Source organism: Ekhidna sp. (genome assembly GCF_965221965.1).
Classification (GTDB): Bacteria; Bacteroidota; Bacteroidia; order Cytophagales; family Cyclobacteriaceae; genus Ekhidna.
Window position 1 is genome coordinate 3,066,327 of sequence record NZ_OZ244926.1, and the last position, 12,325, is coordinate 3,078,651.

Below are 12,325 nucleotides of genomic sequence, written 5' to 3' on the forward strand. Positions count from 1 at the left end.
CCCCAATGTTTGGGGCTTAATTACTAGAATGATTGATTTTTTTAATCTCTGCTTCCCAGGAATATCATCACGTAATACAGCAATGTAGCCAGTGCACCAAGTGCTGCTACCAAGTAAGTAGAGGCCGCTGCATTTAGCGCATCTTTTGCCATTTTATGCTCTCGGTCATCTACAATATTTCGATCCTGAATCCATGCCAGCGCACGATTACTTGCATCGTACTCAACAGGGAGTGTAACAAAGGCAAATAGTGTGAATACACTGTAACAGCCGGTAATCACCAATAAAGCGGTGCTTGTTCCAAGCATATTGAGACCAAATGCACCAATGAACATCGCAATAAATACGAAGTTGATGATTTTGGCACTCACGTTTTGAACCGGCACCATCGCTGATCGAAACTCCAACCACCGATATGCTTTCACATGTTGCACTGCGTGACCACATTCGTGGGCAGCTACTGCAGCAGCAGCGGCTGACCGTCCATTGTAGACATCCGAGCTTAGGTTTACTGTTTTATTAGCCGGATTATAATGGTCTGTAAGCTTACCCTCTACTGATGTTACACTTACGTCATAAATGCCATTGTCTCGCAACATCAGTTCCGCAATCTCTCTGCCTGAAAGACCAGAGCCCAATGTCACCTGAGAGTATTTCTTAAACTTATTTTTCAATCTTGTGCTGACTGCCCAGCTGGCGATCATGAACACAACAATGATTACTATTAACATATCTATTCTTTTCTTTCTTGTTTATTAAATCGAATACGACAAAACCTGTGTGAAGTTACTGCCATTTTCAGGCCAATCTCACACTCTGTCAATTTGTCTCTTTTTTAGCAGTTCTTCGCCTAATGATAAACGAAATAATCAGTGCAATACTGCCAAAAAGAGCGATAGCCATGATTTGAGAGGTGTGCAAAAGCGTTGCTAAAAAAACTCCTGTCGTTTCATCAATCGAATAAAGTAATAGCATGCCAGCCACCATTCCATGGTATGTGCCAAAACCGCTCTGAACGGGAAGAGACAAAGCAATACCTCCTGTAATGAGTAGCATAAACCCTGCGCCTAAACCAAGGTGAGAGGTTTCGGGTAAAGAAAAAAATATGATATATGACATCAAATAATAGACTACCCAGAGAATAGCGGTAGAAACCAAAAACCCGATTGGCCTTTTTATGTCTTTTAAGGAAAGTAAACCTTCTATGAATCCTTTTATAAGTGCTGCAAGCTTTCCTTTCAACTTATCTTGTCTTCTTATAAAGAATATCAACCCAGTCATCCCAAGAATAAGTACAATTATAACGATCACTACCACATAGTTCGGTATTTGTAAATCTTGGTATGCGGTAGTCAAGAAAGTAAAAAGGCGTTCTGATTCGACGATCAAACTAACTAGTATGAGTAAGAGTAGTGTAAAAACATCTATGATTCGCTCGGTTACAACACTACCTAATGCTGAAGGGACAGCCACATTATCATTTCTTTTTAAGATCCCGCATCGGGTTATTTCACCCAAACGTGGAAGGGCTAGATTAGCCAAATACCCCACTAAAACAGCTAATGTAGTTCGGGAAGTCCTCAGCTTGTATCCTAAGGGCTCAAGCAAAATATTCCACCTGTATGCCCTGGCAACATAAGCAACCACAGAAAGAGCTATTGAAGCAATAACCCAGGAATAATCTACCGTCTTTGTTCGCTCCCAAAACTCAACCCACTCAATGTTTCTGAATACCAGATATAGAAGTAAACCTGCCAGACCAATGCTGATCAGGACTTTTAAGAGGATAATTAAGCTTTTGGACATTTAGATTAAGAGCCTAGCTTGTTCTTCTCATCAGGAAAAATAACTACAGGCTTATGACTCTGTGCTTCTTTCTGCTTTATGGAACAATATGAAATAATGATGACAACATCACCCACTTGAGCTTTTCTTGCAGCAGGCCCATTTAAGCATATTTGGCCGGATCCACGCACACCTTTAATTACATAGGTCTCCAACCGTTCCCCATTGTTGATGTTGACAATCTGAACCTTTTCATTCTCCACCAGATTGGCTGCCTCCATTAGGTCTTCATCTATGGTAATTGAACCGACATAATGAAGCTCTGCCTCAGTAATCTTTACTCTGTGAATTTTGGATTTTAGTACCTCTATTAACATTCCCTGCTATTTGAGGCGCAAATATAAATTATCGATTAGTCTTACGCCTTCTACATAACCAGCAACACATATCGCAAGTTCGTGAAGCGATGAATAATTATTAACTGGCAAAAGCTCCTTCGTATCAACGGCCTCTAAGTACTCCAAATCAAAACCCTCTTCACCTTGATACCTCTTTTCTGTTTCTTGCAAGAGCTTATTTAGACTTTTCCCCTCCTCTATTCCTAATTGAATTGACTGAAGTCCTTTAAATATAGTGGACGCTACTTTTTGGCCGTTTTCAGTGAGTCTGCGATTCCTTGAAGATAGGGCCAATCCAGACTCCTCTCTCACCGTCTCAACACCTACGACCTCACATGGAAAGTTTAACTCCTGACACATTCTTTTGATTAAAAGGAATTGTTGTAAGTCCTTTAGACCAAAATAAGCTCTGTCTGGGTTTGTTAAATGCAACAGTTTACTCACTACAACACCAACACCTTCAAAATGGCCTTGTCTGAACTTTCCTTCAAGTCGGTTTGCCAACTCACCAAAATCAACGGAAATTGATGGCTTTTCAGGATAAAATTCATCCTCCTCCGGAATAAAAACAACGTCAACCTTATATGTTTTTAATAACTCAATATCCTCCTCAACAACACGTGGGTATAGCGCCAGGTCTGATGCGTTGTTAAATTGTAGAGGGTTAACAAAAATACTTACTACTGTCACCTCATTTTGCTCCGTCGAATTACCGATAAGGGCAATGTGTCCCTTATGAAGGGCACCCATTGTAGGTACAAACCCAATGGTTTGTGAATTTTTTCTGTAAGATAAAATTACGTCCTTAAGCTCACTCAGGGCGCTGATTATGCGCATATACTTGATGGGTTTAAAAGGCTAACTTATTGAAAGCGTTGATAATAAATCAAAAAAATGGTAAATTTGTGGTCATTTTTAAGGTCCCATCAAGAAATTAATCAAAAGCACTTATGGAAAACATTAGAATCCTCTATGTGGCTAGCGAGATCAACCCTTTTCTCAAAACCACAGAAGTAGCGGAGTTTGTGAGAAGGCTTCCTCAAGCGATGCAAGAGCGAGGAATGGAAATCAGGATTTTAGTTCCAAGATTCGGACTCATCAACGAAAGAAAGAACAGACTACACGAGGTAGTGAGACTATCGGGAATCAATATCGCGGTAGGTGACGAAGAAAAACCACTTGTGATTAAAGTAGCATCTATTCCTAACGCTAAGTTGCAAGTTTACTTCATTGACAATGAGGATTACTTCTACAGAAAATCCGTATTCTTTGACAAGGAAGACAACTTTTTTGAAGACAATGACGAAAGAGCAATCTTTTTCTGTAAGGGCGTATTGGAAACGGTGAAGAAGTTGGGCTGGTCCCCAGATATCATTCATTGCAATGACTGGATGACCAGTCTAATCCCTCTTTACACGAAAACGACGTATAAAAATGACCCTATATACAAGGACTCAAAGACCGTTTTCACAATTTATAACAATCGATTCACGCATAAATTTGGTGATGACTTGTTAGAGAAGGTAAAAATGATCGATATTGACGACCAAATGCTAGATCCACTAAAAACTGCTGATTATGATGGTTTCGTGAAGCTTGGCATGCAATATGCAGATGCAGTGATCAATGCTAAAGAGGAAAATACGGACAGCTTTAAGAAACTCATAGCAGATTTAGGAGACAAGAAAACAGACACGATAGAGAAGGATGAAAATTTTGAAGAGTCTTACTACAATTTATACAATGAACTTATTGGCTAATAAGCTATCTATTAAAAAGATATTAAAACCGGGATTAATGATTTTGATCCCGGTTTTTTTCGGCTGTGATACTCAAGACGACCTTGGTATTCAGTATGATTTAGGATCCGATGCAAGTGTGAAGCTTATTGAGTTCACATTGCCAGCAAGTAATATCTACATTGATAGTTTAAGAACGGATGGTGAAAACAGGGTTTTCGTTGGTAATTATTCTGACCCTCTGACAGGGTCTGTGAGTGCCGAAGGGTACTTCCAGTTCTTTTATGAACAAGGCCCTTTGCCGAAGGAAGAAGACGGGTCCGATACCCTTAAGTTGGATTCATTGATCTTCACGGTAGAAACTAATGCAATTATACCTTTATCAGGAAATTCTTATCAGGAATTTACCTTACACGAACTTGAAGACAGTTTGGAAAGTAGTGCCATATACTTATCCAGATTGAAGCAAACACCAATTTCACAAATAGGATCATATTCCAGTACTATTAATGCGTTGACTGACACGATATATAGATTGAAAATAAGTGATCCGTTCTCACAAAGCCTTTTTGATAAATTGAGTGAGATAGCAGGTGACCCTAATCAAACGACATCCTCAACGGTTTTCCAGTCTCTTGGCTTGTTGCCGGGTGCTTCTTCGGAGAGCATCACATCATTTGACTTTTCTAGTGATACTTCAAGGATGATAATGTACTCATCCCCGGTCAATCCTGATGTCAAAGACACAACCTATCTAACTTCCTTTAGATTCTCAGGCAAGAATTATTCATACCTGGAACGTGACTTATCGAGCTCTGAATTTAGCGGTATTACGGAAAGTCAAAATTTTGATCTTTCATCAGGAAAAACTGTAGTTGATCCACTTATGGGCTTAAGTACCGCCTTTAGACTAACCGCCCTGGAAGATTTTTTTGAAGAAAACAGAAATGTTATAATTAACAATGCTTCAGTCTCATTTGAATTTGAGTCTGAAAATCAGCGTGACACCTTGGTTAATTTGATTTCCTTCTTCAGGAAACCGGATGAAAGTATCTTCGGCCCGGCTTTAGCTAGCAACCCGTTTGGAAATATTGTGATGTCTGATAATGGTTATCTAAGGCAAGAATCAAATCCGGCTAATGGGTCGCTTAGTAATGATAAATCAAAAATCATATTAACACCTACCCTCTTTTTCCAACAGTTGTATAAGCGGTTTGATCCAAAAGAAGATACTACTTTGACTTTCTTAACTCCAACAAACGGTGTTGTTAAAGAAATTGATGACTTGGTATTAATAAGTCCAATTGATGTCACTCTTCAAAGAACTATTTTTAAGGAGAATGGCGTTAAATTGAGAATTTACTATACAGAAGTGGACTAATAATAAAGTTTAATACCAATGTGTGGAATTGTCGGATATCTTGGTAAAAAAAAATCCTGCCCTATATTAATAAATGGTCTTAAAAGGCTTGAATACCGTGGATATGACAGTGCAGGAATAGCTCTCCTTGAAAACGACGATTTAAAAACGTTTAAGAAGCAGGGGAAAGTCAAAGAACTGGAAGAAATTATACCAGAAAATTCTGCTACGATTGGAATAGGACATACCAGGTGGGCAACCCATGGTGAACCAAATGATGTAAATGCTCACCCCCATGTATCAAATAGCGGAAACCTGGCTCTAATCCATAACGGAATAATAGAAAATTATGGATCACTTAAGGCTGACCTGACAAAAAGAGGTTATACATTCCAAAGTGAGACCGACACGGAGGTCTTCGTGAACTTTATCGAGGACATCCAAAAAAGTGAAAATCTGAAAATAGAGGATGCGCTTAGGGTTGCTTTATCAAAAATTGTAGGGGCTTATGCAATTGCTATTATATCTAAAGACAGTCCTAATAAGTTAGTTGCTGCAAGAAAAGGAAGTCCGCTGGTTTTAGGCCTTGGTAAAGATGAGTTTTTTCTTGCGTCGGATGCGACACCCATCATAGAGCATACTAATGAAGTCGTTTACCTCAAAGACGAAGAAATTGTTGTTATTGAAGATGGTGCCTATTCAATTAAAGACTCCAAAGACCTTCCACAAACACCATATATTCAAAAGCTGGAGTTGGAACTGGAAGCAATAGAAAAGGGTGGTCACGAACACTTCATGCACAAGGAAATCTTTGAGCAGCCAATATCTATTGCAGATTGTATGCGAGGAAGGTTAAATGCAGATAAAGGACAACTAACGCTTGGTGGGATCCGAAACTATGCAAAAGCCCTGGAAAACGCAGACCGAATTGTTATCCTGGCATGTGGCACCTCATGGCATGCAGGACTGGTGGCAGAATATGTATTTGAAGATTTATGCAGGATTCCGGTTGAAGTAGAGTATGCGTCAGAATTCCGGTATAGAAATCCGGTAATCCATGAAGGAGATATTGTAATTGCAATTTCACAATCAGGGGAAACAGCGGACACTTTGGCTGCCATTGAACTAGCCAAAAGCAAAGGAGCAATCGTCTTGGGCGTTGTAAATACAGTTGGATCATCCATTTCACGGGTATCTCATGAGGGGGCTTATCTGCACGCGGGTCCAGAAATTGGAGTTGCATCAACAAAAGCATTTACGGCACAGCTGACCGTGCTCTATATGATTGCTCTTCGAGCAGCCCACAACAAGGGTACAATCACAGAAAGTAAATATCAAGAGCTTTTAAGAGAGTTAAGCATAATTCCTGATAAGGTAGAGAAAGCCTTAAAAGCAAACGATAAGATTGAACATATTTCTGATATGTTTAAGAATGCTAAAAATTTCCTTTATCTGGGTAGAGGATATAATTTCCCAGTAGCACTTGAAGGTGCACTTAAACTTAAAGAAATCTCATACATTCATGCAGAAGGGTATCCTGCAGCAGAAATGAAACACGGGCCTATTGCACTTATTGATGAAAATATGCCTGTAGTCGTTATCGCTACTAGGGACAGTAGCTACGATAAGATCGTCTCCAATATTCAGGAAGTAAAAGCCCGAAAAGGAATTATCATCGCGATTGTAACTGAAGGAGACGCTTTGATACCTGATATGGCTGACTTCACGGTAGAGGTTCCACCTACTCATGAATCACTAATGCCATTAGTGTCTGTCATCCCCCTCCAGCTCCTCAGCTACCACATTGCTGTGATGAGAGGAGCAAACGTAGATCAGCCAAGAAATTTGGCGAAATCGGTGACTGTGGAATAACTTGGTGCCATGAAGGAAATTATCAACTCACCTAAAGCACCTGCTCCAATAGGACCTTATTCACAGGCAGTAAAATCAGGAAATACCCTCTACGTTTCAGGTCAGATTCCGATTAATCAAAGTACAGGAAACTTAATTGACACCTCCATAGAAGATGAGACCGAACAGGTCATGAAAAATCTGGGTTACATCCTTGAAGAAGCAGGCCTCACATTTAAACATGTGCTGAAATGTTCCATTTTTGTTTCTGATATGGGAAACTTTACTCGTATCAATGAAGTATATGGAAGGTATTTTCAAGAAAACCCTCCTGCTCGTGAAACGGTAGAAGTTAGTGGCCTACCAAAAGGAGTCAATGTAGAAATCTCCTGTATAGCTACATTCCAAGAATAGTTTGTAATACTTAGCTTTCCATCTTCTGATTCTTATTTTTGCGCTCCAATCAATAATTAGATGGAAAACGTACGCGTAAGATTTGCACCAAGCCCTACAGGAGGCTTACATATTGGAGGAGTAAGAACAGCCTTGTTTAACTATCTCTTTGCCAGAAAACACAATGGCAAATTTATACTCCGCATTGAGGATACCGATCAAGCAAGATATGTTGAAGGTGCCGAACAATACATAAAAGATACGCTCAATTGGTGCGGCATTGATCCTGATGAGGGGCCCGACCAGGGAGGGGATTTTGGGCCATACAGACAATCCGAGCGTAAAGACATCTATAGGCAATATGCTGAAAAATTAGTTGAAGAGGGGAATGCATATTACGCCTTTGATACACCGGAAGAGCTAGAGGCAATGCGTGAAAGACTTAAAGAGCAACGAGTTGTCAACCCTCAGTACGATACCATTACACGCACAACAATGAAAAACTCGCTGACCCTATCTGATGAAGAGGTGAAGCGAAGAATTGACAATGGAGACCCGTACGTTATTCGAATTAAAGTCCCCAAGAAAGAGGAGGTTCGACTCAACGACATGGTTAGAGGCTGGGTGATGGTGCACACAGAGGTACTGGATGATAAGGTTCTAATGAAGTCTGATGGGATGCCTACATACCACCTTGCGAATATTGTCGATGATCATTTAATGAAGATCACACATGTGATCAGAGGAGAAGAATGGCTTCCATCTGCGCCGCTACACGTTCTCCTATATCGATTTCTCGACTGGGAAGACGAAATGCCACAATTCGCACACCTTCCATTGATTCTAAAACCTGATGGAAACGGTAAGCTAAGCAAGCGTGCTGCCGATAAAGCAGGATTTCCGATTTTCCCTCTCGATTGGAAAGATCCTGAAACAGGAGAAATATCTACAGGGTTCAAGGAAACTGGATTCCTGCCACAAGCTTTAGTCAACTTTCTGGCTTTCCTTGGTTGGAATCCTGGAACAGAGCAAGAGATTTTTTCTTTAGATGAATTAGTGAATGAATTTTCTGAAGATCGGATAAATAAGGCGGGAACCAAATTCGATTTTGATAAAGCAAAATGGTTTAACCAACAATATATCAAATCAACTGATTCCAATGTTTTTGCAGCGGATTTGGTCAAAGCATTTGAGGCTCAGCATGGAATTGAATGTCCTTCCGAGCAGGCCATCCAAATCATTGACTTATTAAAGGAAAGGGTAACTTTTCCATCTGAATTTGTTGAGAAGGGGCTTATTATATTCAACCCACCTTCCGAATATGATGAAAAAGTATTGAAGAAGAAATGGAATGAGGACACACCTAAAGTTCTAGCTCTTTTCGCAGATAAACTTGCGGATCAGGAGAATATTTCATCTGAATCAGCTAAAGATCTTTTCTGGAACACATTAGAAGCCGAAGGCTATAAACCAGGACAGTTCATGCAAACACTTCGTCTGGCACTAACAGGTGAGGGTTCAGGCCCGGACCTAATGACTATAATAGAGATTTTAGGAGGCGAAAAAGCTGCTAAACGAATCAAATCGTCTATTGATACGTTAAGTAATCAAAGCTGATATTATGAGTAAGAAAGACAAAGACAAAGCCAGGGTTCATAAGGATTTAGACGGTCTTGAGCTCAATGTCGACTCATTTGGAGAAATATCTTCGAGCATGCCCATCGATAAGCTAAATAAGTTTCTCAACAAAAATGTAGAAGACAAAAAACTTAAAGACCGAGAAGACTTAGATGAACTGAAGAAAGACGACTAACGTATTTCTACCCTCGGTCGCTATTGACTAATTTCGCATCCGTTCAAAAAAGAAGTGATGACGAAGATTGGTATCATAAAGGAGGGTAAAATCCCCATAGATAGACGAGTTCCTCTAACTCCCCAACAAGCAAAGCAATTGAAAGAAAACTACGATGTTGAAGTCGTGGTGCAATCAAGCGATATTCGTTGCTTTACTGACGATGATTACCGAAATGCCGGATTACCCATTGTCGACAGCCTTGAGGATTGTGACATAATTCTTGGAGTAAAAGAAGTGCCAATTGAAAAGCTCATACCAAATAAGACGCATTTCTTTTTTTCGCATACCATCAAAAAACAAGAGTATAATCGGAAACTGCTGAAAGCAATCCTTGATAAGAAAATCAAGCTTATTGATTGGGAAACACTCACCAATGAAGCTGGTAATCGAGTGATTGCTTTTGGTCGATGGGCTGGAATAGTTGGTGCTTACAATGGTCTTTGGACGTATGGCAAACGCTACAACTTATTTAATCTTCGAAGAGCTCATGAGTGTTTCGATTATGAAGATCTGAAAACGGAGTTTAGGAAAATTCAACTGCCGAATATCAAAATTGCTTTAACAGGTGGTGGACGTGTGACCAAGGGCGCAATGGAGGTTTTGCTTGGCGCTGGCATTAGTCAGGTTACACCTCATGACTACTTAACTCAGCGTTTCGATGAGCCAGTATTCACTCAGCTCAACTCCCGAGACTACAATAAACGCAAAGATGGCAAGGAGTTTCTTAGAAACGAATTCTATAAGAACCCTGAACTCTACGAAGGCGACTTCATAAAATATACTCAGGTTACAGACATCTTGATAGCTTGCGCTTACTGGGATCCGGCTGCACCTGTTTTATTCCATCGAGAAGACATCATAAAAGATAATTTTGACATTAAGGTGATTGCTGATATCACCTGTGACATAGAAGGGTCGATTCCTTCAACGAAAAAACCAAGCACCATAGATGATCCAATCTATGACTACAATCCCAGTGATGACGAAATAGAGCAACCATTGGTGGATGAAGGAAACATTACGGTGATGGCAGTTGACAACTTGCCATGTGAGTTGCCCCGAGATGCCTCTCAGAGTTTTGGAGATCAATTTTTGGAAAATGTGGTGGAGCACTTATTAGGTGAGGATAAAAAAGGAGTTATCCATCGGGCGACTATCACAGAAGCCGGATCACTCACTGAAAAATATAGCTACCTACAAGATTACGTGGATGGAAAATAAAAAAGCCAGACTTTGCAGTCTGGCTCCTATGCTTTGTTGTTAGGACAAATTAGCCATTCATACTAACCAAGAACTCTTCGTTATTGGCAGTTCCTTTCATCTTGCTAAGCAAGAACTCCATCGCCTCGTTACTATTCATGTCAGACATGAACTTGCGAAGGATCCATACACGTTTCAACTCTTCAGGATCCATCAACAGATCTTCACGACGCGTGCCAGAAGCAGGAACATCAATTGCAGGATAAACACGCTTGTTAGATAGTTTTCTATCCAGTTGAAGCTCCATGTTACCCGTTCCTTTGAATTCCTCAAAGATTACCTCATCCATTTTCGATCCTGTTTCGATCAGTGCAGTGGCGATGATCGTCAATGAACCACCGTTCTCAACATTTCTTGCTGCTCCGAAGAATCGCTTAGGCTTGTGAAGTGCATTCGCATCCACACCCCCTGAAAGAATCTTGCCTGAAGAGGGAACAACTGTGTTGTGTGCTCTTGCCAAACGAGTGATTGAATCAAGTAGGATCACCACATCATGACCGCACTCAACCATCCTTTTTGCTTTCTCAAGCACCATGTTGGATACTTTCACATGCTTGTCAGCCTGCTCATCGAAAGTGGAAGCAATCACTTCACCTTTCACCGAACGAGCCATATCTGTAACCTCCTCAGGACGCTCATCGATAAGCAATACCATGAGGTAGCACTCAGGGTGGTTCTCTGCAATTGCATTTGCAACATTTTTCAATAGCACCGTTTTACCTGTTTTTGGCTGTGCTACGATCATTCCTCTCTGTCCTTTACCTATAGGAGAAAAAAGATCAAGAATTCGAGTGGAGTAATTATCCGGCTTAGTGCTCAGATTGAGTTTTTCCTGAGGGAAAAGCGGAGTTAGGTATTCAAACGCTACTCTATCTCTTACCTCCTCAGTAGTCTTTCCGTTAACAGATTCCACTTTAAGAAGTGCAAAATACTTTTCACCATCCTTCGGAGGTCTGATCTGACCTTTTACGGTATCTCCCGTCTTCAGACCAAACAATTTGATTTGAGAAGGAGAAACATAGATATCATCTGGGCTCGCCAGGTAGTGGTAGTCGCTTGATCGCAGAAATCCATAACCATCCTGCATAATTTCAAGTACTCCCTCGTTTTCAATTACGCCATCAAACTCTTTAATTTCTTCGTTGTAAGCCTCTTTCTTCCTTTTCCTCTCTTCACGCTCAGCTCGCTGGTTGTCTCTTTCCTGCTTGTCTTTGCTATCTCCATCCCTCTTTTCTCTGTCGTCATGCTTCTTATCATCATTACGTTTGTGGTCAGAGCGATCTTTGTTCTCCTTTTTATCTGACTTATCCTCCTTTTTATCAGTGTCGGACTTATCTTTTTTAGGAGCATCTTTTTTTGGACGAGGCTTTTTATCTGATTTCTCTTTTGGCTCTTCCGCTAATGCTCCTCCTAGTGTTTCGTTCTTGATTTTCTTGATTTCGCCTTCCGGCATACTCGCTTGCTGATCCAGGATAGCGTAGATAAGGTCCTGTTTAGCAAGTTTCTTGTGGTTCTTAATTCCTAGTTTCTCCGCTATCTCTTTCAATTCGGATAGCAACATTACACTAAGATCATCTAGTGTGTACATAACTGTTTATAAAAGTGGGTTTCAAAATTTGTTAGTAAAATAATTCCGAAGAATTCGTGGTAATCGCTTGTTTGCTTTTGTTAAGCAGAAAAACCC

At 40.4% G+C, this 12,325-nt stretch carries 12 protein-coding genes; 7 read left to right on the plus strand and 5 right to left on the minus strand.

The features are described from left to right. Nucleotides 1-41: 41 nt before the first annotated feature. From ACOQON_RS14395 to panC, 4 genes are all read right to left on the minus strand, one after another. Complete coding sequence (locus tag ACOQON_RS14395) at nt 42-731, minus strand: zinc metallopeptidase (RefSeq protein ID WP_420576116.1); 690 nt, start codon at nt 729-731, stop codon at nt 42-44. Nucleotides 732-819: 88 nt separating this feature from the next. Then, on the minus strand, nt 820-1,806 hold the full coding sequence (locus ACOQON_RS14400) for a lysylphosphatidylglycerol synthase transmembrane domain-containing protein (protein ID WP_420576117.1): 987 nt from the start codon (nt 1,804-1,806) through the stop codon (nt 820-822). 5 nt (nt 1,807-1,811) lie between these two features. Continuing rightward, the gene (gene panD / locus ACOQON_RS14405; RefSeq protein WP_420576118.1) at nt 1,812-2,162 is read right to left on the minus strand and encodes an aspartate 1-decarboxylase; all 351 of its coding nucleotides are present in this window, start codon (nt 2,160-2,162) and stop codon (nt 1,812-1,814) included. A gap of 6 nt (nt 2,163-2,168) precedes the next feature. Then, nucleotides 2,169-3,020 carry a pantoate--beta-alanine ligase gene (gene panC / locus ACOQON_RS14410; RefSeq protein ID WP_420576119.1) on the minus strand — a complete coding sequence of 284 codons (852 nt, stop codon included), beginning with the start codon at nt 3,018-3,020 and terminating at the stop codon, nt 2,169-2,171. Nucleotides 3,021-3,133: 113 nt separating this feature from the next. On the opposite strand from panC, the gene ACOQON_RS14415 reads away from it, so the two are divergent. From ACOQON_RS14415 to ACOQON_RS14445, 7 genes are read left to right on the plus strand one after another with little or no spacing between them, the layout of a single operon-like run. Beyond that, the gene (locus ACOQON_RS14415) at nt 3,134-3,943 is read left to right on the plus strand and encodes a glycogen/starch synthase (RefSeq protein ID WP_420576120.1); all 810 of its coding nucleotides are present in this window, start codon (nt 3,134-3,136) and stop codon (nt 3,941-3,943) included. Between the two features lie 37 nt (nt 3,944-3,980). Continuing rightward, nucleotides 3,981-5,303, plus strand: a complete 1,323-nt coding sequence (locus ACOQON_RS14420) for a hypothetical protein (protein WP_420576121.1) — start codon at nt 3,981-3,983, stop codon at nt 5,301-5,303. An 18-nt stretch (nt 5,304-5,321) separates the two neighbouring features. Further along, the gene (gene glmS / locus ACOQON_RS14425; protein WP_420576122.1) at nt 5,322-7,154 is read left to right on the plus strand and encodes a glutamine--fructose-6-phosphate transaminase (isomerizing); all 1,833 of its coding nucleotides are present in this window, start codon (nt 5,322-5,324) and stop codon (nt 7,152-7,154) included. A 9-nt stretch (nt 7,155-7,163) separates the two neighbouring features. Beyond that, nucleotides 7,164-7,547: a RidA family protein gene (locus ACOQON_RS14430; protein WP_420576123.1), complete on the plus strand. Its 384-nt coding sequence runs from the start codon at nt 7,164-7,166 to the stop codon at nt 7,545-7,547. Between the two features lie 60 nt (nt 7,548-7,607). Beyond that, a complete protein-coding gene (gene gltX, locus ACOQON_RS14435; protein WP_420576124.1) occupies nt 7,608-9,143 on the plus strand; it encodes a glutamate--tRNA ligase in 1,536 nt (511 codons plus the stop codon). A 4-nt stretch (nt 9,144-9,147) separates the two neighbouring features. Beyond that, nucleotides 9,148-9,339, plus strand: a complete 192-nt coding sequence (locus ACOQON_RS14440) for a hypothetical protein (protein ID WP_420576125.1) — start codon at nt 9,148-9,150, stop codon at nt 9,337-9,339. A 57-nt stretch (nt 9,340-9,396) separates the two neighbouring features. Then, nucleotides 9,397-10,602 (plus strand): NAD(P)-dependent oxidoreductase, encoded by a 1,206-nt coding sequence (locus ACOQON_RS14445; protein WP_420576126.1) that lies wholly within the window; start codon nt 9,397-9,399, stop codon nt 10,600-10,602. Nucleotides 10,603-10,651: 49 nt separating this feature from the next. Here ACOQON_RS14445 and rho read toward each other — a convergent pair whose 3' ends face one another. Continuing rightward, nucleotides 10,652-12,229 carry a transcription termination factor Rho gene (rho, locus tag ACOQON_RS14450; RefSeq protein WP_420576127.1) on the minus strand — a complete coding sequence of 526 codons (1,578 nt, stop codon included), beginning with the start codon at nt 12,227-12,229 and terminating at the stop codon, nt 10,652-10,654. Nucleotides 12,230-12,325: the final 96 nt, after the last annotated feature.